24 protein-coding genes and 1 pseudogene are annotated in these 24,468 nt (G+C 67.2%); 18 read left to right on the forward strand and 7 right to left on the reverse strand.

The features are described 5' to 3' along the window. Positions 1-37 precede the first annotated feature (37 nt). The 3 genes from A8G15_RS25360 to A8G15_RS25370 form a co-directional block, all read right to left on the reverse strand. Positions 38-1,528, reverse strand: a complete 1,491-nt coding sequence (locus A8G15_RS25360) for a phospholipase D-like domain-containing protein (protein WP_068165764.1) — start codon at positions 1,526-1,528, stop codon at positions 38-40. Further along, positions 1,525-2,949: a hypothetical protein gene (locus A8G15_RS25365; protein ID WP_245688000.1), complete on the reverse strand. Its 1,425-nt coding sequence runs from the start codon at positions 2,947-2,949 to the stop codon at positions 1,525-1,527. The genes A8G15_RS25360 and A8G15_RS25365 overlap by 4 nt, the downstream gene beginning before the upstream one ends. Before the next feature lie 221 nt (positions 2,950-3,170). Continuing rightward, entirely contained in the window at positions 3,171-3,740 is a 570-nt protein-coding gene (locus tag A8G15_RS25370) for a CGNR zinc finger domain-containing protein (RefSeq protein WP_068165766.1), read from the reverse strand. Positions 3,741-4,156: 416 nt separating this feature from the next. Here A8G15_RS25370 and A8G15_RS25375 point away from each other — a divergent pair, with 416 nt between their 5' ends. From A8G15_RS25375 to A8G15_RS25425, 11 genes are read left to right on the forward strand one after another with little or no spacing between them, the layout of a single operon-like run. Further along, positions 4,157-5,224, forward strand: a complete 1,068-nt coding sequence (locus A8G15_RS25375; protein WP_068165767.1) for an LLM class flavin-dependent oxidoreductase — start codon at positions 4,157-4,159, stop codon at positions 5,222-5,224. A gap of 55 nt (positions 5,225-5,279) precedes the next feature. Beyond that, the gene (locus tag A8G15_RS25380; protein ID WP_068165768.1) at positions 5,280-6,587 is read left to right on the forward strand and encodes an LLM class flavin-dependent oxidoreductase; all 1,308 of its coding nucleotides are present in this window, start codon (positions 5,280-5,282) and stop codon (positions 6,585-6,587) included. 37 nt (positions 6,588-6,624) lie between these two features. After that, the gene (locus A8G15_RS25385; RefSeq protein ID WP_082900158.1) at positions 6,625-8,229 is read left to right on the forward strand and encodes an ABC transporter substrate-binding protein; all 1,605 of its coding nucleotides are present in this window, start codon (positions 6,625-6,627) and stop codon (positions 8,227-8,229) included. A 13-nt stretch (positions 8,230-8,242) separates the two neighbouring features. Then, entirely contained in the window at positions 8,243-9,274 is a 1,032-nt protein-coding gene (locus A8G15_RS25390) for an ABC transporter permease (protein ID WP_068165804.1), read from the forward strand. Beyond that, a complete protein-coding gene (locus A8G15_RS25395; RefSeq protein ID WP_068165769.1) occupies positions 9,271-10,158 on the forward strand; it encodes an ABC transporter permease in 888 nt (295 codons plus the stop codon). The genes A8G15_RS25390 and A8G15_RS25395 overlap by 4 nt, the downstream gene beginning before the upstream one ends. A 3-nt stretch (positions 10,159-10,161) precedes the next feature. Beyond that, positions 10,162-11,826: a dipeptide ABC transporter ATP-binding protein gene (locus A8G15_RS25400; protein ID WP_068165770.1), complete on the forward strand. Its 1,665-nt coding sequence runs from the start codon at positions 10,162-10,164 to the stop codon at positions 11,824-11,826. Further along, entirely contained in the window at positions 11,823-12,986 is a 1,164-nt protein-coding gene (locus A8G15_RS25405) for an acyl-CoA dehydrogenase family protein (RefSeq protein WP_068165771.1), read from the forward strand. The genes A8G15_RS25400 and A8G15_RS25405 overlap by 4 nt, the downstream gene beginning before the upstream one ends. Before the next feature lie 38 nt (positions 12,987-13,024). Then, positions 13,025-14,041, forward strand: coding sequence for a ketopantoate reductase family protein (locus A8G15_RS25410; protein WP_068165772.1), 1,017 nt, complete (start codon positions 13,025-13,027; stop codon positions 14,039-14,041). A gap of 11 nt (positions 14,042-14,052) precedes the next feature. Next, on the forward strand, positions 14,053-14,793 hold the full coding sequence (locus A8G15_RS30845; RefSeq protein WP_245688001.1) for an alpha/beta hydrolase: 741 nt from the start codon (positions 14,053-14,055) through the stop codon (positions 14,791-14,793). Continuing rightward, positions 14,790-16,163 carry an FAD-binding oxidoreductase gene (locus tag A8G15_RS25420; RefSeq protein WP_211270242.1) on the forward strand — a complete coding sequence of 458 codons (1,374 nt, stop codon included), beginning with the start codon at positions 14,790-14,792 and terminating at the stop codon, positions 16,161-16,163. Before A8G15_RS30845 ends, A8G15_RS25420 begins: the two co-directional genes overlap by 4 nt. A 20-nt stretch (positions 16,164-16,183) precedes the next feature. Continuing rightward, complete coding sequence (locus A8G15_RS25425) at positions 16,184-17,035, forward strand: sulfurtransferase (protein ID WP_068165773.1); 852 nt, start codon at positions 16,184-16,186, stop codon at positions 17,033-17,035. A 44-nt stretch (positions 17,036-17,079) separates the two neighbouring features. On the opposite strand, the gene A8G15_RS25430 is transcribed toward A8G15_RS25425, so the two are convergent. After that, positions 17,080-17,430: a PNPOx family protein gene (locus A8G15_RS25430; protein WP_068165774.1), complete on the reverse strand. Its 351-nt coding sequence runs from the start codon at positions 17,428-17,430 to the stop codon at positions 17,080-17,082. Positions 17,431-17,502: 72 nt separating this feature from the next. Next, positions 17,503-17,919 (reverse strand): hypothetical protein, encoded by a 417-nt coding sequence (locus A8G15_RS25435; protein ID WP_068165776.1) that lies wholly within the window; start codon positions 17,917-17,919, stop codon positions 17,503-17,505. 37 nt (positions 17,920-17,956) lie between these two features. Between A8G15_RS25435 and A8G15_RS25440 the strand changes: the two genes are divergently transcribed. Further along, a complete protein-coding gene (locus tag A8G15_RS25440) occupies positions 17,957-19,060 on the forward strand; it encodes a hypothetical protein (protein WP_342671595.1) in 1,104 nt (367 codons plus the stop codon). Between the two features lie 7 nt (positions 19,061-19,067). On the opposite strand, the gene A8G15_RS25445 is transcribed toward A8G15_RS25440, so the two are convergent. Further along, positions 19,068-19,838, reverse strand: a complete 771-nt coding sequence (locus tag A8G15_RS25445; protein WP_068165777.1) for an 8-oxoguanine DNA glycosylase OGG fold protein — start codon at positions 19,836-19,838, stop codon at positions 19,068-19,070. Positions 19,839-19,909: 71 nt separating this feature from the next. Then, the gene (locus A8G15_RS25450; protein ID WP_068165780.1) at positions 19,910-20,458 is read right to left on the reverse strand and encodes a helix-turn-helix domain-containing protein; all 549 of its coding nucleotides are present in this window, start codon (positions 20,456-20,458) and stop codon (positions 19,910-19,912) included. 82 nt (positions 20,459-20,540) lie between these two features. Between A8G15_RS25450 and A8G15_RS25455 the strand changes: the two genes are divergently transcribed. The 6 genes and pseudogenes from A8G15_RS25455 (at position 20,541) to A8G15_RS25480 (ending at position 24,381) form a co-directional block, all read left to right on the forward strand. Further along, positions 20,541-20,897, forward strand: a complete 357-nt coding sequence (locus A8G15_RS25455) for a hypothetical protein (RefSeq protein ID WP_068165783.1) — start codon at positions 20,541-20,543, stop codon at positions 20,895-20,897. After that, positions 20,894-21,613: an ABC transporter ATP-binding protein gene (locus A8G15_RS25460; protein ID WP_068165784.1), complete on the forward strand. Its 720-nt coding sequence runs from the start codon at positions 20,894-20,896 to the stop codon at positions 21,611-21,613. Before A8G15_RS25455 ends, A8G15_RS25460 begins: the two co-directional genes overlap by 4 nt. Beyond that, positions 21,610-22,407: an ABC transporter permease gene (locus tag A8G15_RS25465; RefSeq protein WP_068165786.1), complete on the forward strand. Its 798-nt coding sequence runs from the start codon at positions 21,610-21,612 to the stop codon at positions 22,405-22,407. The genes A8G15_RS25460 and A8G15_RS25465 overlap by 4 nt, the downstream gene beginning before the upstream one ends. 134 nt (positions 22,408-22,541) lie before the next feature. Continuing rightward, positions 22,542-23,045: pseudogene (locus A8G15_RS25470) on the forward strand (dihydrofolate reductase family protein); the annotation flags it as partial. Between the two features lie 87 nt (positions 23,046-23,132). After that, a complete protein-coding gene (locus A8G15_RS25475; protein WP_068165813.1) occupies positions 23,133-23,531 on the forward strand; it encodes a PPOX class F420-dependent oxidoreductase in 399 nt (132 codons plus the stop codon). A gap of 82 nt (positions 23,532-23,613) precedes the next feature. Then, positions 23,614-24,381 carry a helix-turn-helix domain-containing protein gene (locus A8G15_RS25480; protein WP_068165788.1) on the forward strand — a complete coding sequence of 256 codons (768 nt, stop codon included), beginning with the start codon at positions 23,614-23,616 and terminating at the stop codon, positions 24,379-24,381. The last annotated feature ends 87 nt before the right edge of the window (positions 24,382-24,468 follow it).

Here is a 24,468-nt window from a genome sequence, read left to right on the forward strand (position 1 = left end):
CTGCTGCATAGTCAGGACAGGAGAAGGGATCACCGTCCTACACCACCTTCTGGGGCTTGACCGTCGCCGCAGAATCTCGGGGTGGAATTGCGGCGCGATACTGGCCGACGGTCCTCATCAGTCGAATCAGGTCGTTGGTCAACCGTTCGGCCAGCACCGAGTCGGTGACGAAATCGTCGAGGCTATAGTCGCGCGAGATGCGCGGCCCGTTGTCGGCGACGTCGCGGGGCCGACACCGCGTTACATCGGTCAGGAAGCCGACGGAGCTGACGTCGTCCTCGTCCTCGCCTACTCGTGCACGGACCGCTCCGCCGGTGCCCTCGTCAGCGACAAAGGATGTCTCGATGACTCCCGGCTGCGCAACATCGACCGTGTGGACGGTTCGCCACGATCCGGGAGCGCCGGTGGGCGAAGTTTCGATCGTGATCGACTCAGCAGCCCGGACCAGCAACTCGACGACGATCGCTTCGTTCCTCCATCTGACCCCCAGGAGAACGAGAGAGACCTTCCGGTCGCCCTCGGAGCTTGCCGGGATTGTCGACCGCTTGCGCATCTCGTCCGCGGAGACCGGGGTGTCGCGTCCCTCGGGAAGGAGCGACTGCTCGACCGGATGGATGGCGACGAGTTCGCAGTTCCCACCCTCTTTAGTCGAATTCAGGAGAGCCGCACGAGTGAGGTTGGCGCTGCCGATCATCGCGGTCGTGACCGATCCGGCCTCCCACTCGACGAGTTTGCCGTGACTGGTGCGGCCCTCATCGAGAAATCGGAACTCGACGTCCGGGACGCTCCTGGTGTTTTCGACGAGACTCGGCCCGTCGTACCAGGCGACTCGTTCCTGCAGAGCCACCGCGATGTGCTGCGGGGTCGTGCGGCCCACCAGTGCGGCGACCGCGGTCGAGCCTCGGTCGAGAAACGGTGCAGAGACACGCAGTGAGTGCACCGGTGCACGGGGTATCTGTTCGATCAGTGGACCATCCAGATTGCCGGCAATTCGTAGATCGGGGAGCGAACCGTCGATGTCGGACGGGTCGACCGCATTGGCAACGTCGCGAACGGTCTCGGCAATCCACGACGAGATCGACACGGTTGCGGGGAGCGCGCGCAACCATTCGGCGAGTTCATGCAGGGCAGCCGGACCGGATCCTCGGGGAGCCCGGATTACCAGCCAGAGTTCGTCGTTGTGTCCCCATCCCGATGTGGTGGGGTTCCCGGACCCGATGGCGATCCAGACGTCGTCGTCACCAACGAGCACCGCGAGCTTGGGATGAAACGCGCCGCGGCATCCGACGTGGCCGTGTTGGTAGGTGCGACCGGCATAGCGAACATCGGCAGCATCGTGGACCGACTGGTGGGCATCCGACAGGATGGTCACGCGGGCGCCGAGCGATCGCGCCAACGGAACGCAGTGTCGCTCGAAGAAGACCAGATCCAGGGTGTACCCCGTGATCAGAACCTCACGGAGGGGTCCACGGTCCCAATTCCGGAGCAGCGTCAGCGGTGACTGCAGGCCGAACCGCACACGTGTCATCGTGGAAGCCCCAGGATTGCTGCGCCCAGCTCGGTGACGACCCTGCGATCCTCGTCGACCCCGAACAAGCCCAGTTGCCGTCCCAGTTCCCCGAGCTGTTCGGCGCGCAGACCCACATTCCCGGACCCCTCGCGACCTGTTGCGAAGAAGAGTCCGTTCCGTTCGTGCAGTTTGGTCGGGAGTTTCATGCGCCCCTCTCTGTCGACGTACATCTTTGTCAGTGCAACGCGGTGAGACTGGTCGAGCATGTCGTCGACGACCGCGCACGCGAAGTCGCTCATAGGGTGGTGTAGGTACTCCCGTCGCCGGTGGGCGACCCATTGCGGATCGAGATATCGACCGCGGTCGGGGTTGCCATGGGAGTTCCCGCGGAAGGCACGTCGGGCCACCCCATCGAGCTCGTCGTCGCGGACAGATCCGATAAGGAGGACGCCGATGTTGGCCTCGATCTCATTGCGATCGGAAAGCAGCATTTCCGCTGGTGCCGGATTGCCTAGGGTATCGAAAGGGGCGGGGCAGCTCTGTAGGAAACTCCCGACAGTGTCCTCGGTTGTGCAGGCTCGAACCCATTCGTGCAGGTCGCTTCGCGACACCTGACCGTCGGACTTCCAGACCTGATCAACCAGCCTCGACCAGAGTCGACGCCACGCACCGACAAACCGATGACGAAGCAGGAGGCCCCGCCAACTCTGGGCCCGGGGCCCCTCCGCTGTGAACAGCGGATCCTCGTGGATCTCTGGTCCGTAGGCCAACGCGTCGACGAGCGCACTGGTCCACGAGCTGCTGTCGGGGGCCAGCTGGACCGCCCGGGCGAGGATACGGTAGGTCGATCGCCTCGTGGCGTCGTTCGGCTTCCAGTCCATCCCGTCGCCGGTGGCGGTCAAGATGGTGCGCAGCGGTGCAAGGTCGTCCGAGTCCGGTCGGAATCGGGTTAGCTCGACGAAACCCTCGGCGTCCTCTCGAGAGGGGTTCCGGCTCGCCGCCAATTCGAGAAGGGGACGGAACATGTTTCGAACTGCGACCGGCGTCTCGCGCGGACCCCGGCGGAGGGCCTCTCGGTCCGTAGTCGCCAAGCCCAAGGTCACGATGGGTCCCTTGTACTGAGACCAGTAGCCCCACGCGCGAGGCGAATACGATTTGTCGCCGATCTCGACGAGGTGATCGACGGAACCCTTCGGCAGTCGTGAGCGTACGGTGTCGGCGCCGTGCATCTCACCGGGTCCGTCGAGATCTCCGGTATCGGGATCGATGACGGATGCCCAGGCCAGTGCAACCTCTGCTCGTCGTAGCACGGTTCGGCAGGTGAGGGTGTCGAAATCCTGGTCGTGGGCATAGTCGGCCAGCGCCCAGTACAGGCTGAAATATCGACTGTTGCTTGTCATGGTCGACACTCCGGGCACGAGGACGTCGACGAGATTCATCACGGGTGCTTCGACACGGAGTGGGAATCGGCTTCCCTTGGTGTCGAGGCCAGGTGCACACCAGGCCGGCCCATCCACAATCACACGATCCGTCATGGCATCGATCGTCTCAGAAGGATCACTCCAGCCCGCGTAGTGCCACCGAGAGGTCGCCGACGCGAACGACAGTCGCGCGCTGCCCGCACCGCGCTGCTGACTATCTGGACTGTGGATGCCGCGACTCAATCCTGCGACACGGTGGACTTCGCGCCGTGCCGGCGGCGGTAGGCCGCCGAGCTTGCTTTCTCCCCGCACGCCGCCATCGAGCACCAACGCCGGATTCCTCGGCGTGAGCGGTCCACGAAGTACAGCGAGCAGTCGTGGCCCAGACATCGTCGGATGCGATCGCGGTACTCTCCGGTGAAGAGGTCGATGGCGTCGCGCGCGATGATCGAGAGGATTCGGTCGGCAGCGACGGCAGGGGAGTGGACGGCAGTGGTGCCGTCTGCGGCGAGGGTGTGATGTGGAGGTCCGGCTTCGGCGGCTCGGTTGATCACCTCGATGCGCGACGGGTCCGGACGCAACCCGTCCACTCGCGATCGGGTCAGGTGGTTGATGGCCTCACGCAACTCCCGAGCGCGGTCGAGGGCACCATCGGCTATCGGCGTTTCGGCCGGGGGCAGCCCCGCGACGTAGAACCAGGTCTGTAGGTCGTCGTCCGTGACGATCAGCTCCCGGTCGGCCATGTCGCGCTTGGCCACGGTCGCGACGAAGTCCAGGCACAGGACATCGGATCGGAACGGAAAGCCCAATCTACGACGGTCTTTCGTTTCCGGAACCGGTGGTTTCAAGACTTCGAACTCCCCTCTCGGCCGTGGCCGACGCCCCCGCCGAAAGCGCGTTCGGCATCAAAGTTCTACAGATGCTGCCAGCTGATTCGGTCCGCGTCCCGCTTTAATTTCACCGTGATTATATGCGCGTGAGTGCATTGACAGGTCACGTTGCGCGGCGGCATGGTTGTCGGCGTGCAGATGAACGTGGATGAAGGACGGACGGCGCAGATTCGCGTCGCCTGTCCGTCCACGTGTTGTCGCTGACGCCTTCGTAGCGGGGCGCCGATTCCGCTCGACGACGAGCGGCCGCGACCCCACCACCCACGTGAGTTGTTCAACCCCTCCTTGATGCCGGGCCCTCCGGATTCGGGGATCGTTCGATCTGGAGAGAATTGATGGCTGTCGAATTCATCAGTCAGGTACACGTCCGCGATTCGTCGGATCTGCACCCGAAGCCCGGTGCCGGCATCGACGTGGAGTTTCTCCGTCGCTATGCGGACGCCCTCGAAGCGGCGGGATTCGACTACACCCTCGTTCCCTACGGATCGAGTGGCTTCAGCTCGCTCGGTGTCGCAGACGCCCTCAGTCAGATCACCGAACGAATCAAGCTGGTTGTAGCGCTGCGCCCCAACATCATTCATCTCGTTGCCGCGGCCCAGGCGTTGAGCACCCTCGATCAGCTGAGCAAGGGGCGTGCCGTCGTCCACATCATCTCCGGCGGCACCGATGCGGAGCAGGCACGTCAGGGCGACTACCTGACCAAGTCCGAGCGGTACTCCCGGTCGGCGGAGTTCATCGAGATCCTCCGGCAGGCCTGGACGCAGAGCACTCCCTGGAGCCATGCCGGCGAGCACTACCGTTTCGACGACTTCGTTGCGGACGTGCGGCCGGTGAACGGCACGATCCCGATCTCGCTCGGGGGATCGTCGGCCGACGCCTACCGGGTCGGCGGGTCGCTCGCCGACATCTTCGGACTCTGGGGCGAGCCGCTCGCTCAGACGCAGGAACAGATCGCCTCGATCCACGAACAGGCAGAGCTCGCCGGTCGCGCCGACAAGCCGCGCATCTGGGTGACGTTCCGGCCGATCATCGCGGCCACCGAGGAGAAGGCCTGGGAGAAGGCGCACGCGGTGCTCGGTGCGTTGCAGCGCAACCACGTCGGAGCCGGCGAGCACAACGTCCCGGAGAACACCGGGTCGCAGCGTCTGCTCGAGGCTGCAAAGGCCGGTGAGCTGCACGATCGCGCCCTGTGGACGCCGACGGCGACGGCGACGAACGCGTCCGGTGCCTCGACCGCCCTCGTGGGTACCCCCGAGACGGTGGCGGCCGCGATCCTGGACTACGTCGAGCTCGGAGCCGACCTCATCTCCATCCGCGGGTACGACAACCTCAACGATGTCGTCGATTACGGAAAGTACCTGCTCCCGATCCTGCGTGAAGAACTCGCGTCCGCGAAGGTCTGACGACCCGGATCGCACAGCCGACCATCACGCATCGAACCAGAAGCGAGCAATCACCGTGTCCGACAAGAGATCCCTCGTCCTCGTCCTCCAGATCCTGGGCCTGGGGACGAACTACCAGTCGTGGCGGCTGCCGGACAGCCCCGCCGAACGCCTCTACGATCTCGACCTCTACTCGGAGATCGCGCAGGCCGCAGAGGCTGCGAAGATCCATTCGCTGTTCCTCTCCGACGGTGTCGGTACCTCCCTGGAACGGCCGATGGGACTGTTCGAGCCCTTCACCTTCCAGACGGCGCTGGCGGCCCGCACTTCGAAGATCGGTGTCGTCGTGACGGCGTCCACCACCTTCAATGCACCGTTCAACATGGCGCGCCTGGTCGCGTCCCTTGACCACCTGTCGAAGGGCCGAGCCGGCTGGAACATCGTGACGTCGTCCGCGGGCGAGAAGAACTTCGGCACCGATCCGCTGCCCCCGCACGAGGAACGCTATGCGCGGGCCGAGGAGTATGTGTCCGCGGTGAAGGCGTTGTGGGACAGCTGGGATGCCGACGCGCGGATCATCGACCGTGAAGCGGGTGTCTTCGTCGATCCGAGCAAGGTCCGCCGCACCAACTTCGTCTCGGAGCACTACAGCGTCGAAGGTCCCCTGAACATCGACCGTGCGCCCCAGGGCACACCCTTCCTGTTCCAGGCAGGTTCGTCGACGACGGGCGTGGACTTCGGTGCACGCCATGCCGACGCGATCTTCACCTCCCAGCCCGACCTGCAGGAAGGGCAGGAGTTCTACAAGTACATGAAGGGTCGCGTCGCGGCATTCGGACGCAACCCCGACGACCTGAAGATTCTCCCCGGCCTGTACACGGTGGTGGAACGCACCGAGGAAGAGGCACGCGACACCGCCGGCCGCCTCGCGGAGTTCGCGGCGGCCGCCGACTGGGAGGGCATGCGGAAGAACTTCGAAGGATCGGGATTCGGGGGCGTCGACCTGTCCGACCTCGATCCGGACAAGCCGATCCCGCTCGATCGCCTGCCCGAGGTGGACGACGTGCAAGGCCGTCGTTCCCGGTACGAGATGTACCGGCGGCGGGTGCTGTCCGGGGAGTGGACTCTCCGCGAACTGGTCGAGCACAACAACGCCGCGGCCTCGGGTCACTGGGATCCCATCGGATCGGTCGAGCAGATCGCCGACCAGATCCAGGAGCGCTTCGAGGCGGAGGCGGCCGACGGCTTCGTCATCTGCCCGCAGCACTTCGGTGGCTATCGGGTGATCACCGATCACCTCGTTCCGGAGCTGCAGCGCCGCGGCCTGTTCCAGACCGAATACGCGGGCGACACACTCCGTTTCAACGTCCTCGGACACTCATGACTCTCACCCATGTTCTCGAGCAAGAAGGATCGATTCTGTGAAACGCAAACGCGGTATCGGGCGGTTGACCGCCGCTCTGATGCTCAGCGCAGTCGCCGTCAGTGCCTGCTCCGGGGGCGGGACGAAAGCAACGACCGAAGCGACCGGTGACCCGGTTCCGGGCGGGACCCTGATCTTCGGTACCGCGGCGGACCCGATCTGCGTCGATCCAAACCAGACCGACCTCACCGCCACCCGCGACATCCTGCGTCAGGTCGCAGATTCGCTCGTCGACGCAGATCCGGAAACCGGCGAGATCGTCCCTTGGCTCGCAACGGCCTGGGAAGTGAACGACAACGCAACGGTCTTCGACTTCACCCTGCGCACCGACGTGACCTTCAGCAACGGAGAGGTTTTCGACGCTGCGGCCGTCAAGACGTTCATCGACGGCATCCGGGATCTCGGTGGACGCGCGGTCAACGCATCGAGCTACCTCGGCGGCTATGTGGGCACCGAGGTCGTCGCTCCGGACCGCGCCCGCGTCACCTTCGACACGCCGAACGCCAGCTTCCTGCAGGCACTCTCGACCGTGAACATGGCCGTTCTGTCGCCGTCGACCTATCAGGTCGCCCCCGAACAGCGCTGCCTCGGTGACATCTCCGCATCCGGTGCGTTCGTGCTCGACCACTACACGCCGACTCAGGAAGTGGTGCTGACCAAGCGCGCCGGGTACGCGTGGCCCACCGGCAATGCCGAACACGACGGCGAGGCCTACCTCGACCGTGTGGAGTTCCGGGTCATCCCGGAAGCCAGCGTCCGGGTGGGAAGCCTGCGGTCGGGTGACGTCGACATGATCGACACCGTGCCCATCCAGGACGAGGAGAACCTCGACGCGTCCGGATTCGGTCTGCTCACGACCAACCGGCCCGGCACGGTTTCCGAGTATCTGACCAACAATTCGTCGCCGATCCTGCAAGACGAGTCGGTGCGCAGGGCGATCCAGCTCGGCATCGACCTGGAGGAATACAAGGAGACGATTCTGTTGCCGCGCAACAATGTTGCGACGAGCATCCTGTCGTCGACCACACCCTTCTACACCGACTTCTCCGAGTACATCCGGTACGACCCGGACGAGTCCGTGAAACTCCTCGACGCCGCCGGCTGGAAGCCCGGTGCGGATGGGATCAGGGAGAAGGACGGACAACGCCTGAGCCTGACGATCGTCAACGGTCAGACCGGGGGCACCGCGCAGCACGAACTTGTCGCTCAGCATCTTGCGCGGATCGGTGTCGAGCTGAAGATCAAGAACGTCTCCCGCGCCGAGATGCTCGCCGCGCTCGACACGGGTGACTACGACTTCGTCCCCTACGGGTTCACGCGTGCCGATCCGGCGGCGCTGACCATGCATTTCTCGACGAAGCGCAACAACCCGCTGCGTCTGCAGCCGACCGAGCTCGAGACGTACCTCGACGAGCAGGCCGCGTCCCCGGTCGCCGCGGACCGGCAGGCCGCCGTCGACAAGGCGGCCGAGTACATCGTCGAGCACGCGCTGGTGATTCTGCTGGCGGAGCAGTCGACCGCCTACGCGTACGACGGGGTCCAGGGTGCCGCGTGGGCTCCGGGCGGCCAGCTGTCGCTGTTCGACGCATGGATTCAGGACTGAGAGGACTGGGATGATGACTCGCGGCCCAGCCGGTGACGGTGCGCTTCGTGATTGGCTCGGATTCTTCGGACGCCGGCTTCTCCAGGGGCTGTTCGTGCTCTGGGCCGCGTTCACCCTCGTCTTCGTCGTGCTCTACCTCCTGCCCAGCGACCCGATCAAACTGATGCTGTCCGGCAGCGGCGCGGAGTTCGCGTCCGTCGACGACGCGACGCTCGAGCAGCTGAGAGCCCAGTACGGGATGGACAAGGCCCCGCTGTTCCAGTACTTCGATGCTCTCTGGAACGCGGTGCGCGGTGACTTCGGGATGTCGATCCAGACCCGGCGCCCCGTCACCGAGCTGATCACCGAGGCCCTCTCGGAGACGCTGGTACTGGGATCGCTGGCCTTGGTCCTGGGCTTGGCGCTCGGGTTGTCCATCGCGCTGGCGGCCACCCTGGTCCGGTTCCGATGGCTACAGCAGCTGCTGCTGTCGCTGCCTGCGGCCGGTGTGTCGGTGCCGTCGTTCTGGGTCGGGCTGCTGCTCATCCAGTACTTCGCCTTCGAGCTCGGATGGTTCCCGCCCCTCGGCGGCAAGGGATTGAACGGTCTCGTGCTGCCGGCGGTGACGCTGGCGATCCCCACCGCGGCCTTCGTGGCCCAGATCCTCGCGAAGAGCCTGGCCGCCACGATGCGGGAACCCTACGTGGAAGTTGTTCGCTCCAAGGGTGCTTCACGTGCGCACGCGTTGTTCCACGACGCCTTGCGGAACGCGTCGCTTCCCCTGCTGACGATGGTCGGCATGATCGTCGGCAACATCCTCGCCGGGTCGGTCGTCGTGGAGACGGTGTTCTCGCGGATGGGCCTGGGCCGCATCACCTACGAGGCCGTCAACGCGCAGGACATCCCGGTGGTTCTCGCCGTGGTCACCTTCGCCGCAGCGGTGTTCGTCGTCCTCGGAATCATCGTGGACCTGCTGTACCCCTTGCTCGATCCCCGGATCGGATCCCAGGTCCGGGGCCGCCGGAAGGCCCGCATCGAGTACACGCCGGAGAGGATTTCGTCATGACCGCGCTCGTCGTCGACCAGACCGATGCCACGAGCGGTGACCCCGCGCCGGATGCCGCCGAACCGGGCGGAGCCGAGGACCGGCTGTGGAACAGCGTGCTCCGGCAGCCGGGCCTGCTGATCTCGTTCGCGGTGATCGCCCTCGTCGTGGCTTGGGCGTTCTTACCCGAGCTGTTCACGAACCTGGATCCGGTCAACGGTGTCCCCTCCGACAAGCTCTCACCGCCGAGCGCCGAACACTGGTTCGGAACGGACAACCTCGGACGGGACACCTACACCCGGGTCGTACACGGCGCCGGGCTGACACTGCAGGCCACCCTCGTCGCTGTTTTCGTCGGGATCGTCGTCGGAGCCGGAATCGGCCTGATCGCCGGCTTCGTGCGCGGACGCGTCGAGGACTGGCTGATGCGGATCGTCGAGGTCATGCTCGCGGTCCCCGGTCTGCTCCTGTCGCTGGCCGTGGTCACCGCACTCGGATTCGGCACGATCAACGTGGCGATCGCGGTCGGTATCGCCAACATCGCCAGCTTCGCCCGCGTGATGAGGTCCGAGACCCTCAAGATCTCGGCCCTGCCGTACATCGAGGCGTCGAAGGCCTCCGGTTCGCACTGGAGTTACACGCTGTTCGCCCATGTGCTGCCCAACGCCAAGGGACCGGTCCTGGCGCTCACCGCGCTCGAGTTCGGCACGGCGATCCTGTCGGTGTCCGCCCTGTCGTTCCTCGGATTCGGTGCCCAGCCGCCCACCCCGGAATGGGGAGCGTTGGTCTCCGACGGTCGCGACTACCTCGCCTCCGCCTGGTGGATGACCACCTTCCCAGGCCTGGTGATCGCCGCTGTGGTGCTCTCCGCCAACCGAATTGCTCGCTTCCTCGAGGATCGCTGAACCATGACCACAACAACGCAACCGCTCCTGACGGTCACCGGGCTCGATGTCGACTACCGGCTCTCCCGCACGCGTTCCGTTCGTGCCGTGACCGATGTCGGGTTCGAGATCGGCCGTGGCGAACTGGTCTCGATCGTCGGCGAGTCCGGATCGGGGAAGAGCACGACCGCACACGCGATCCTCGGACTGCTCGGCGACGAAGCCCACGTCACCCGGGGAAGCATCCGGTTCGACGGAACCGAACTGACCGACCTGCGCGACAAGCAGTGGCGGTCCCTCAGGGGATCGCGGATCGGCTTCATTCCGCAGGATCCCACCGTCTCGCTCAATCCCACGCGCCGGGTCGGCGAGCAGATCGGGCAGGCCATCACGCTGCACGAGGGCCGGGTCCCCAAGGAAGCCCTGCAGAAGCGGGTGGTCGCGCTGCTGAACAAGGTGGGGATCGACCGTCCCGAGATGCGGGCACGTCAGTACCCGCACCAGTTGTCCGGCGGCATGCGTCAACGGGCGCTCATCGCGAACGCCCTGGCCAACGACCCGGAACTCATCGTCGCGGACGAGCCGACGAGCGCCCTCGACGTCACCATCCAGAAGCAGATCCTCGACCACATCGACGAACTCCGACGCGAGCTGGGTATCGCGATCCTGTTGATCACCCACGATCTCGGTGTCGCGGGTGACCGTTCGGACCGCGTGATCGTCCTCGAGTCCGGCCGAGTGGTCGAATCCGGTTCCGCACAACAGATTCTCAGCGATCCGTCCGCCGACTACACGCGCCGACTGCTCGCTGCTGTCCCCGACATCACCACCGGACGACTGGTCCACGGCGGAGCGACGACCCGCCCGGTCGACAACGACCGAACCGAGAAGGCCGGGGACCGAGCCGTTCTCATCGGATCCGGGCTGCACAAGACGTTCCGGGACTCGGGTGGCGTCGAAGTGCGGGCGGTCGACGACGTGAGCATCGCGGTCCGGCAGGGACGAACACTCGGCATCGTCGGCGAATCCGGTTCCGGCAAATCGACCCTCGCACGGATGCTGACGCGATTGACGGACGCCGATGCCGGAACGGTCGAGTTCGAAGGCCGGGACGTCACCGCGGCGAAGGGCAGGGAACTGCGCGAGCTCCGGCGCCACATCCAGCTCGTGTACCAGAACCCGTTTGCCTCGCTCGACCCGCGGTTCACCATCGGACGCACCCTGACCGAGCCGCTGCGGGCATTCGGCATCGGCACTCGGCAGACCCGCCCCGCGCGGGTCGCCGAACTACTCGACCTCGTCGGGCTGCCCGCATCGTTCGCCGACCGGCGACCGGACGCGATGTCGGGTGGGCAGCGGCAGCGCGTCGCGATCGCGCGTGCGCTCGCCACGGAACCGTCGCTGATGGTCCTCGACGAGGCGGTGTCCGCCCTCGACGTCTCCGTGCAGGCGCAGATCCTCGAGCTGCTCGTGCGGATCCAGGCGGAGCTCGGTGTCAGCTACGTGTTCATCTCCCACGACCTGGCGGTGATCCGGCAGATCAGCAACGACATCGTGGTGATGCGCCACGGTCGCGTCGTCGAAGCCGGCACCGCCGACCGCGTCTACACCACACCCGCCGTCGATTACACGCGCGAACTTCTCGCCGCGATCCCCGGCACCCACCACACCCGAAAGGTGACAGCGTGACACTCGCATCGGCCCTGCGCCCGTACGACCCCTCGGTCCTACCCGAGGTGACCGCCGCGCTCGCGGCACGTGCCGGCGAGTACGACCGCACCGGGGAGTTCCCGGCCGACAGCATCCAGGTGCTGCACGACGCGGGAATCCTGACGGCCACCGTGGGCCGCCGGTTCGGGGGCGCCGAGGTCGGGCACACCGGCGCCCTCGACCTCATGCTCGCCCTCGGCGAGGGCGACCCGTCGGTCGCACTGATCACCGCGATGACGCTTGCCTTCCACAGCGGGCAGGCGAGCCGGGACCTCCTCCCCGCGGATCTGTACGAGCGGATCCTCGAGGAGTCGGTTAACGGACCGGCCCTGGTGAACGCGCTGCAGGTCGAACCTGCACTCGGCACCCCGTCGCGTGGGGGCGCCCCGGCCACCACGGCACGCCGCGTCGACGGCGGCTGGAAGATCACCGGCCACAAGATCTACTCCACGGGCGCCGCCGGACTGCGATGGATGATCGTCATGGCCACCACCGACGAAGACGAACCGCGGGTCGGTTCGTTCGCCGTCGACGGCCGCGACCGCGGAATCAGCATCGAGGAAACCTGGGACAACACCGGCATGCGCGCGACGAGCAGCCACGACGTCATCTTCGACGAGGTGTTCGTACCGGAGGACTCGGCGTTCGGGCTGGAGGATCTCGCCTCGCGGCGCCCGGCCGACCAGAACCTCGGGCCCGGGACCGCACTGCCGGCGATCTACCTGGGCGTCGCGCGGGCGGCACGACGGTGGCTCATCAGGTTCCTCGACTCCCGGCGACCCGCGAACCTCGGGACGTCGCTGCTGGAACTGCCGCGGTTCGAAGCGGCGCTGGGGGAGATCGACCTCCAGCTCACCACCAACGAAGCCCTGCTGCGCTCGCTCGCGGATCAGGCGGACCGGGGAATCCCGGTGTCGAAGGAACTCGCGTGGGGGGCGAAGACGCTCGCCAACCGCGCCGCGATCACGAGTGTCCAGAACATGGTCGGCCTCATCGGCAATCCCGGCCTGAGCCGGTCCAACCCGCTCGAGCGGCACCTGCGGGACGTCTACTCCTCCCGCGTCCATTTCCCCCAAGAAGACACTGTCACAGCGCTGTTCGGGCGACAGGCCAAGGCCTCCGTCGCATCGGGCCGCTGATCATCCCCAGTGCTGATCATCCCCAATACGGAGAACTCATGACTCGCTATGTCGTCGTCGGTGCCGGTGCCGTCGGTGCCACCCTCGCCGCCCAGTTCGAACAGCACGGCATTTCCTACGTGCTCGTCGGGCGCGGCGCGCAGATCGCCCACATCGCCGCCCACGGCCTGACCTACTACCGCTGTGGCACCGCGACCACCGTCCCGCTCGTCACGGCGGACTCGCCCTCCGCGGTGACCCTCACCTCGGACGACGTGCTCGTCTTCACCCCCAAGGTGCAGGACCTCGAAAGCGCGGTGCGGCAGTGGGCCTGGCAGCCCGTGTCGGACGCCGCCGGGATCACCGCCTCGGCGCTACCGGCGATCACCCTGCAGAACGGCCTCGACGCGGAGCGGATCGCGCTGCGCCGATTCGGCGTCGTCTACGGCGCATCGCTGCTGACCCCGGCACGTTTCACCGTCATCGGCGAGGTCGTCTCCGGTGCGGCCGGACCGGTGGGTGTCCTCACCATCGGCCGCATCCCGGGCGGTTCGGACGAGCGCCTCGCCGCGATCGCGGACGATCTGCGCGCCGCCGAATACATCGTGCAGGTCACCGACGACGTGGTGCCGTGGAAGGCCGCGAAGATCATCCACAACGTCCGCAACGCCGTCGAGGTGCTCGCGGGCGACGACGAGGAGCGCTCGCTCATCGAGAACGCGCTCGTGGCCGAAACGCAGGCGGTGCTCGCCGCCGCCGGCATCCGGATCGCCGATACCGTCGCCGAGCGCACCGAGGATCTGTCGGAGTTCGCCATGGCACCGGATTCGGGAATCCGGCCCGGCCAGCAGTCCACCTGGCAGAGCTTCGCTCGCGGTGCCTCCTCGGAGGTCGACTACCTCAACGGTGAGATCGTGCTCCTGGGCCGTCTTCACGGCGTCGAGGTGCCCTTCAACACGGCCGTCCAGGCCGTGCTGGGCGCTTCGGAACTCGCCGGCGAGAAGCCGTTCACCCGCATCACCACCGACGTCATCGCTGCCGCCCGGCGCGCCGGCAGCCCGCTTTCCGCCAACTGAAAGGCACCTTCGTGACCACCACCGAATTCTCCGCTCCCGCAACCGATGTGGTCCGCTGGAACGAGCCGGACGGTATTGCCCCGCGCGGAACGCTCGTTGTGCTGCCCGGTCGCGGTGAGACCGCCGACGTGTACCGCCGCTTCGCCACCCGCCTTTCGGTCGACGCCTACCGCGTCGCCGTCTTCGAACCCGGTGACCGGGACATCGCGGAGCGCGTCCGCGAACTCGCCGCAGACCCGTGGGCGGTGACCCCGCTTGTCCTCGTCGGTTCGGATTCCGGTGCGCTGCAAGCGCTGGACGCCGCCGTGGGTCTGGGTGAATCGGTCGCTGCGGTGATCGCTGCGGGAGTGCCCGTCGGAGTCGACACCCCGCCGGATGACTGGGACGCCGAAGTCGAGATCAGGACCGGATGCCCCACCCACCAGGGCGTGCTGCGCGCGTCGGTGCGCGGAGGCATCGGATCGGGCATCGACGCCCTTGCCGCCGAGGCTCTCTCGCCGGCACTGCCCGACGTGCCGGTACTCGCGATCCACGGCAACACCGACCGGCTCAGCCCCGTCGAGGACGCCCTCGCGTTCTACCGGCGCATCCCGAACGTCACCGTCAAGGTGGTCGAGGACGGCCGGCACGACGCCCTCAACGATGCCACCCACCGCTCGGCGGCCGCGACGGTCGTGCTGTTCCTCGAGCGTCTGCGGCTCGATCCGTCGCTGAAGCCGATCGTGCGCGATGTCGAGGTCGAATCTGCGTGAGCACGGAACTGATTCCCGAGCAGCTGGCGGGACTCCTGGGAGCGGTGCCCGACTGGTCGGTGGACCCTGCTGAACGCGAGCGGGTGCGCACGGACCGGTCGGGCCTGATCCCGGACGGCCTCCCGGACGCGGTCGTGCGTGCCACGTCCGTCGACGACGTCGTGAGCACCCTGACGCATGCGAGCCGGGCCGGGATCCCCGTCGTCACTCGCGGCGCCGGCACGGGATTGTCCGGGGGCGCCGCGGCGGGGCCCGGAGAGATCGTCCTCGACGTCTCCGGGATGAATCGCATCCTCGAGATCGATCCGGACAACGCCACCGCCCGCGTCGAACCCGGTGTGATCACCGCCGAACTCGATGCTGCCGCGGCCGAATTCGGGCTGCGTTATGCGCCCGACCCGGCGAGTGCCGCGATCTCCACCATCGGTGGCAACATCGCCACCAACGCCGGGGGATTGCGCTGCGTGAAGTACGGAGTGACGCGTGATGCGGTGCTCGCGCTCGACGTCGTCCTCGGTGACGGTCGGCGTCTCGTCACCGGCCGCACCACCGCGAAAGGTGTCACCGGATACGACCTGACCAGCCTTCTCGTCGGGTCGGAGGGCACGCTCGGGGTCGTCGTGGGAGCTACCGTGCGACTCTCGTCGCAGGCGGTCGAAACACGCACGGCCACAGCTGTGTTCGATACCGTCGCCGACGCGTCGAATGCAGTCGGCGCGGTCCTGCGCGCCGGGATCAGGCCGTCGACCCTGGAACTGCTCGACCACGCGACGCTCGTCGCGATCGACGACGCGCAGGGAACCGCCCTGTCTGCGGCCGGCGGGGCATTCCTGCTCGTGCAGACCGACGGCTTCGGCGCCGACCGGGAGATGGCGGAGACCCAGCGCATCCTGCGCCTCGCCGGTGCGCGGGTGGAGGAAGCCGCGGATGTGGCGGACGCGGAGCGTCTGTTGCAGGTCCGACGCCTCGCGCTGCCGTCGATCGAGCGCCTCGGCCGCGTTCTCATCGAGGACATCGCTGTTCCGCGCACCCGCCTGTCCGACGCCGTGACCGGAATCGACGACATCTCCCGGCGCACCGGGGTGACGATCTTCACCTTCGCCCATGCGGGCGACGGCAACCTGCATCCGATCGTCCTGGTCGACGCCGGGCCGTCCGATCCGATCCCCACTCATGTGCAGGACGCGGTGAACGAGGTGTTCGGCCTCGCGCTGCGGCTCGGCGGAACGTTGACGGGGGAGCACGGTGTCGGTGTGCTCAAGCGGCCGTGGCTCGCCGACGAACTCGGCGACACCGGACTCGATGTGCAACGCTCCCTGAAGACCGTGTTCGATCCCGCCGGCATCCTCAACCCCGGCAAAGCACTCTAGATTCTTGCGATAGGACTCCCATGACTCTCGTTTCCCCCGCCGAGCTCGCCGGCCTCCTCGACTCCGGTGCGAAGGTGCGGGTCCTCGACGTCCGGTGGGCGCTGGCCGAACCCGACGGACGGGCCGCATTCGAGGCCGGGCACATTCCCGGCGCTGTGTACGTCGACCTCGAGACCGAACTCAGCGACCACTCGGTGCCGGGCCGCGGTCGACATCCGCTGCCGTCCGGTGACGCGCTCGAAGCGGCATTGCGGAGCTGGGGCGTCGATGCCGGCGACACCGTCGTGGTCTACGACGACTGGAACCGTGCCGGCTCGTCGCGCGCGTGGTGGGTGCTGCGCGCGGCCGGACTCGACGACGTGCGGATTCTCGACGGCGGGCTCGCGGGCTGGCGGGCCGCCGGTCTGGCCGAGGAGTCGGGATCTGCGTCGGCGCCCGCCGGGTCGATCACGGTGGAGCACCGCAATCTCGAGGCAGGAGCGCTGCCGTCCCTGACCGCCGAGCAAGCCGCACGGATTGCTGCCGAGGGCGTGCTTCTCGACGCACGGGCTCCCGAGCGATTTCGCGGTGAGGTCGAGCCGGTCGACCCCGTCGCCGGCCACATCCCGGGTGCGGCGAACCTGCCGTCCACGGCGCTGCTGAATGCGGACGGCACATTCCTCGCCCCGGACGAACTGCGAGCAGCGTTCGCCGCGAGTGGCATCTCCGAGGCCGGTGCCACCGGGACGTACTGCGGGTCCGGTGTCACGGCATCGGTGGTCGTCGCGGCCGCAGCGATCACCGGAGTCGACCTGGCACTGTTCCCGGGATCCTGGTCCCAGTGGTGCTCGAACCCGGAGAACCCGGTCGAGACGGGATCCGCACAGGGTTGACGGTTCGTGCGCCGAACTCGAGGCGCATGAGATCGTGCAACCGACTATGCGGGAGCGAGTTTCAGAACTACCTCGACGCGACCGCGGTCGTCACGATGCGCGACGGCGTGCCCTGTGCGCTCCTTCTCCAGCTGGATGCTCATGGGCGCGCCGTCACCGAGGAAGTTCCGCCACCACGTCTTCTGGTCGGGCATCGCGACCGCGATCTTCACGGTGTCGCCCGAGAGTCGATAGCCGACCGGCAGCGTGATCGTCCGGCCGGATTTGCGACCGGTGTAGGTGATCGGCGCGATGTGGCCGCGGATGAAGCTACCGATGACCGGCAGTCCGCTCGCTGCCATCACTACGGAGTTGAATGAACCTGCGAAGCGGAAGATCGAACCACTGAGTGCCATTGTTGCCTCCTGGTCGACGAGACTGTGTGGAATTGTGTTCGCTGGGCGGGCGTTTTTCCACACAGAACGAGCTTACGAGGCCCGCGCCGACCTCGGCATCCGCGGGCGACCTGCCTTGATCAGCCCCGCGACCACCACGATCTGCCCGATCATCAGCGACGTCGGCAACGCGATCAGTTCCCAGCCGGTCGTCGCGAAGCCCAGCGCCCACACGACGATGGCGACGGCCAGAGCCACGGTCACCACCTGGCCGAGCGTCATGAGGTTCGCGGCCCAGTTGCGGGCGCGTTGCCGGACCACGCAGACGATGCCTGCGATGGTCCCGGCGACCGCGCAGGGCAATCCGACCAGGGTGGGCAGCACCATCATGAGCCCGAAATAGGGTCCGACGTCGATGACTCCGGAGAACACGAGCTGCGGCACGGCGAACACCCACATCGCCACGGTGCACAGCAGCGAGACGACCGACACGGCCCAGAGCGTTCTCATCGCATCAACCTAGCCGAGGAATGATCTACTGGGCGGGATGATGATCACGGCAGATGAGTTGTCGGTGGGTCCCCGTGGGCGCCGGATGCTGCTCGCGTTCGTGCGGGCGGCGGATTCCGCGACCCGTCAGGAGTACGACGAGAATTCGTTCGGCGCCGCGGTGTCCCTGGCGTCCTATCAGCTCGACCCCGGCCGGGGACGGACCCGCGTCGTCTACGGTGCCGGTGCCGAAGAACCGCAGTGGCCGGAGATCGCTCCGGAGGAGGTCGCGCGGCGGATGTCGCAGGTGCCGCTGCCCGAGGTGACGGCGCACGACCTGCTCACGGCGCTCGTCGAAGCCATCGATTCGGCCCGGTATTGGCAGGACCCGGAGGGCGAGGACGTTCTCGTCGCGACGCCGCCTGTACGACAGGGACTTCGACGGGTCGCCGAGCACATCGCCCGGTCGTCGTACGCGCAGTGGTGGGCGACCGGCATCGCACGCGACGACCAGTGGCTCGTGGGCTGGGACAGCGACGGGGACGGCACCGTCCCGGCTCCCGTCGCGGAACGGTTGCGTGACTGGCGTACTCGCGTCGTCGAGTTCGAGGCCCGAGCGGAACGCGATCGTCCCACCGACCCGACGGCGAACTGGTCCGGTGAATGGTGGTCACCGCCTCTGACGCACATGTGGTCTTCGGCCCGGACACTCGCCGGCGGGAACCCGGCGGCCCTGTGGTTCGTCGAGGACAGCATGGGCTGGGAGCGTGCTTTCGCGCGGCGGGTGAAGGTGCCGCCGGGAACCGAGGTGCTGGAGATCGACGGCGTGGACGCGTGGGCAGATCTGTGCCGGCGGTTCCCGCTCGAGGTCACGGCCGAGAAGCGTCACGATTGGTACCGGACCACCGGCCGCGACGGACGATGGGTGATTCCCGACTGGCAGCGTGTTGCCGGGGAGTACGGGGGAGTGCATCTCACCGTCGCCGGTTATCTGGCTGCGGCGGGAACGGCGATCGACGTCGACGTCGGCTCCGCGTCGGTCATTGCGGGATGGGCGCCGGACGAAACCTACTGGCTCACAGACGCCGTCGTCCCCGACGAGATCTCGGTTGCCTGGGTTCGCGACGATCAGGTGTGGACCCGCGGACCGCATACGTCCTAGGGAAACGTCAGAACAACCGCGGTGTCGCGTGCGACCCGTCGCGCGCCTCGCTGATGCGGGCGTGCCACCGGTCGACGAGCCACATCTCGACGAGCTCCGGGCGGGTGGTCATGAGGGAGGCCCACGTGGTGAGCAGATCGACGTACCGGTGATAGCGCCGCAGCGTGAAGTCGGCGACCGAGGGGTCTTCGAGCCAGCCTTCGTGGACGAGCGTCGACACCCCGTGCTGGTCGAGCAGCTGCGCGGGTCCGGTGTCGGTCCGGGCGCCGACCGCCCACAGATACGTCGCCAGCAGCGGAACCCCGACACCGGGTGTGTCCGGCCATCCCGACCACGTCTGCCGCGCAGTGTCCGGCAGCGTTCGGGTCTTCGCGCAGTAGTCGAGTACGCCCTTGATCTTGGACAGCCGGTCGCGGTTCTTCGGGGCACGTGCGTCACGGACGTCGGGAAATCGTCGGACGGCGCGCCGCCGCGGATGCGCGCTACGCCACGCCGCGCACAGGAACAGCAGTCCCAGACCGTCGTGGTCGGCGTCGACGAGTTCGCTGTCCAGGCGCAGATCGTTGCGTTGGACGATCGCATCCCCGTCGGTGACGACACGACCGTCGAGGTTGCGGCCGCGCAGCCGGATCCCGTGCTCGGCGCGTTCGAGATGCTCGTTCCACCACTTCAGGTCGACGGTGACGCCCTCGTCGAGCACTTGCAGATCGAACGACCGCGCCCGGCACCACTCGGAACAGGCCTGTGGTGGCTCGAATCCCTCGTCGTACGGATGCATTCTGCCGAGCCTGCCACGAGTGGCGCGTGTTCCCGAGGAGACACGCGAGTGTGCGACCGCGGCATCGATGCTCAGTTCTCGTCCGGGTCCGTGGTCGGGGGCGTGGGGATCACCGCGGTCGTCAGCGCGACGCGGACGCGGTCGTCGCCGGAATCCGTTCGGTAGGGCGCGAGCAGCTCGGCGAGTCCGGCCTGGATCTTCGCGAGATCGTCGGTGGTGACGTAGAGCGGTGTCGTGCCGAAGCCCAGGTAGTTCCGCAGGGTTCGGTCCTCGCCGTCGACGAACTTGTCGAAGCTGTCCCCGAGGGCGCCGAGGAACGTGAGGAAGGCGTTGCGGAGTTCCGCGTCGCTCATCGCCTCGAGGTCGTCGTGGCCGACGTGCGCCATGCGGTCGCCGAGCGCGAGGGTGCGCTCGATGGTTCCGCGCACGCGGCGTTCGTCGACGACGGTGACGATCTCGGCGTCGATCAGTGCGGCGACGTGCCGGTAGAGCGTGGCCTGGGTGACGTTGGGAAGCGCCGCGCGGAGTTGCGCGGTCGTCAAGTGCCGGCCTCCGAGTTGTTGCACGATCCGTAGCCGGACGGGATGCAGCACGACATCGGCTATCGGCGTGTTCGCCATCGGGACCCTTCCCTCATTGTTCTCATGCTGATAATGTTATCACTATCGATTCGACTCTACCGTCGTCAGGAGGCTCTACGCCATGGCGGAACTGAAATACGACGAAACAACGCTCCACCTGTCCTTCTCTCGGTGGGAAGCTCCGTTCGTGCGCCGGTCCGGGATGGCGGTGCCGCTGTCCGCGATCGAGGCCGTCGACGTGCTACCCGGGTGGTCGTCCGAAATCCTCGGTCTCCGATCGGGATTGGCGATCTCCGGCTATCTGAAAGTCGGAATCTTCCTGCATCCCAGCGGAATCAAGCGCCTGGTCGTGATGAAGCGAGGCAATCCGGTTCTGCGCATCGGCCTTCACCGCGACACGCAGTTCGACGAACTCCTGCTCAGCAGCCCGAACGCGTACGGCATCGCCGATGCCCTCCGCCCGGCGGGTATCCGATGAAGGGACCGTCGATCGAGGTCGCGAATCTCACCAAACGATTCGGCCGGGTGGACGCCGTCACCGACCTCACGTTCACGGTCCGATCCGGCCGCGTGACAGGGTTTCTTGGGCCGAACGGTGCCGGGAAATCCACCACCTTGCGGATGCTCCTCGGCCTCACCCGGCCGGACCGCGGCACCGCCCTGTTCGGCCGGGTCGCCTACCCGGATCTGCCGGACCCCACCGGCACCGTCGGCGCGGTGCTCGACATCGCCTCCGCGCATCCCGCGACCACGGCCCGAGATCACCTCCGGACGTTCTGCGCACTCGGCGGGCACCGGATGTCGCGGGTCGGCGAGGTCATCGCCACCGTTGCACTCGACCGGTTCGCGGACCGCCGTGTCGGTGGTTACTCCACCGGGATGCGGCAGCGACTCGCCCTGGCCACCGCATTGCTCGGTGAGCCGGAGGTGCTCGTGCTCGACGAGCCGTCCAACGGGCTCGATCCGGTCGGAATCGTCTGGCTACGAGGGTTTCTGCGAGAGTTCACCGATTCCGGTGGGACGGTCCTGATCTCGAGCCACGCCCTCGGCGAGCTGCAACAGAGCATCGACGACGTCGTGCTCATCGACCACGGACGCCTCGTCTGGACCGGTGCTCTCGACACCCTGACCGCGAGCGGCGACACCCTCGAAGAGGCATTCCTCCGCCTCACCACCCGGGAGCAGGCGGCATGAACAAAGCAATCCGCGGCGAGATCATCCGTCTGTTCTCCACCCGGCTTCCGCTGTGGGCGGCGATCGCGGCGATCGTCAGCGGTGCCGGTCTCACCGGCCTGCTCGGACTCGTCGGGCCGGAGAACACATCACCACCGATGCCCGGACTCGACACCCCGGAAGGGGCGGGCATCGTCGTCGGCACCACCGGACTGCTCCTGTTCGTCCCCGCGCTCCTCGGCACGATCGCGATCACGGGCGAATACCGGCACGGCACCATCGGCGCCACATTCCTGGCAGTGCCGCGCCGCAGCCGGGTCCTCGCGGCAAAACTGTTCGTCTACAGCGGTTTCGGACTCGCGTACGGACTGCTCATGTCCGCGTCCTCGGGACTCGCACTGTGGTGCGTCGTGGTCCTGCGCGGCACCACGCTCGGTGCGTCCACCGACGACGTCGCGACACTTCTCGTGCGTCTGGCCGCGGCCGCCGCCATCTACATGCTGCTCGGCGTGGGCATCGGGGCGCTGGCCCGCCACCAGCTCGTCGCGGTCGCGATCGTGCTCGGCTACTTCTATCTCCTCGAGTACCTGCTCATGATCGTGCCGGGCCTCAACGCGCTCTATCCGTTCCTGCCCGGTGGCGCGACCGCGGCGCTGACCGATTTCACGTTCCTGGCCGACACCCTCGGCGAGGAGACATCGCTGGGTACGCCCGTGCTGTTGTCCCCGCTTCTCGGCGCGCTGGTCCTCGCCGTCTATGCGCTCGGTGCGGCGGCGATCGCGATGGCGGCGCCGCTCCGCCGCGATCTCGCTTAGCGGGCCGTGCCTCACGATTCCCTTCCCATCCGGATGTGTTCGAGCTACGGTCGCAGTGGCAGATTTCAACTTCACCGTTCGACCCAGCGGCGGACGTGACGCCCGCGTCGTCGCGTGCGGAGGTTCGAATCATCATGGCCACTTACACATTCGACGTGTTCACCAGTCTCGACGGATACGGCACCGCGGTGGACTGGCCCGGATACTGGGGCAAGGAAGGTCCCGAACTCGTGGCGAGCCGCGCCGAGGCGTTCGGATCCGACCGGATCCTCGTCCTCGGCGCCAACACCTACCGGGACCTGTACCGGATCGTCCGGTCCGGGGACGATCCCACCTTCGAACTGATCAACAAGGCCAGGAAGGTCGTCGTCTCGACGACGCTCGAGGCGCCGTTGGAGTGGGAGAACACGACGCTCCTCGCCGAGGACGCGCTCACCGCGATCCCGCGGCTGAAAGCCGAATCCGATCGGCCGTTGTGGTCGCACGGAAGTCTGTCGATGAACCGTTCGCTCATGGCGGCCGGGCTCGTCGACCGGCTCGTGATCACGGTCTTCCCGGCGATCACCGGGACGAGCGGGCGCAATCCGGTGTTCGTGCCCGGCGCCGAATTCGACCTCGAACTCCTCGAAACCCACACGTTCGACGGCCGCGTCCAGCAACTGACCTACGCGCCGACTCTCCACGCGAGCCCGCGCGCGGACGCCGCGAAGCCGGGGACCGGCAGCATGCCCGGAAACGAGCCGACCGCCCTGAAGCGGTTCGCCGGGGAGAAGGTCGTGCAGCTGCAGACACGCAAACGCGACGGCACGTGGGTCCACACCCCGGTCAATCTCGTGGTCGCGGGCGATCACGCCTACTTCCGCACGCCGGGCAAGGCGTCGAAGAACAAGCGGCTGCGCAACTTCCCGGACGTGCGTATCCGCCCGTGCACGTGGTCGGGCAAGCCGACGGGACCGGCGGCCCGCGCCACGGCACATCTGCTGTCCGGTGAGGAGTCCCGCACGGCCGGGGAACTGATCGACAAGAAGTTCCCGATCGTGCAGCACGTCGGCGTCCACCTGGCACACCGCGTGATGCACACATCGACGCTGCACTACGAACTGACCGACGTCACCGACCTGTAGCGCGTCTGTGTGGATTCGTGTTCGTGAGGCGGACACGAATCCACACAGAACACGGTCCGGCAGGTACGACATACTCGAGGCCATGGAGTCCAGGGTCCTGCCGGTGTACGACGCCGGTGCCATCGACGTGCCGTTCGTGATCGCGGGCATGGACGAACGCATCGACTGCGACACCCGCTGGGAACCGCATTCGCATCCGACGCACGAGCTGCTGTGGAACGACCGCGGTGCGTCGAGTGCGACGATCGGGTCGCGTACCTGGACCATCACACCCCGGATCGGATTGTGGATTCCGGCCGGCCGGCTGCACTGGGGTGTCATGCCGGCAGGCACGTGGTACCGCACCGCCCACTTCGGGATCGACTCCGTGCCGGCGTTGTCCGACGGCCCGGTCGCCGTCGAGATGGCGCCCCTGCTGCGGCTGCTGCTCGACCGTCTGGAGGACGACCGGCTCACCGACGGGTCGCGCTCGCTGACCGAGCGGATGGTCCTCGACGTGCTCGCACCCGCCGAACACGAGCTCGTCGTGCAGCACCCGTCCCTCCCGCTGGTGCGCCCCATCGTCGACGCGATCGCCGAGGACCCCGGTGACCAGCGGTCCCTGTCGGACTGGGCGACCGAGCTGGGCGTGAGTACCCGCACGATCACGCGGACCTTTCGTTCGGAAACCGGGCTGAGCCTCGGCCGCTGGGTGGCGGCGGTCCGGGCGCAGCGCGCGGCGATGCTGCTGGGGCACGGCGTCGATGTCGACGAGGTTGCCGAGCGGGTGGGTTACCGGTCGGCGAGCGCATTCGGTGCGGCGTTCCGCCGCGTCACGGGAGCGACACCGGGGGCGTTCCGGGAATCCTGATGTCCCGATCGCTACACGGGATGTCCCAAACGAGCGATTGCGTCCGGATCGGGCGAACATTACGGTTTAGGCAAACCTCGCCTAACC

This window comes from Rhodococcus phenolicus (assembly GCF_001646785.1).
GTDB lineage: Bacteria > Actinomycetota > Actinomycetes > Mycobacteriales > Mycobacteriaceae > Rhodococcus > Rhodococcus phenolicus.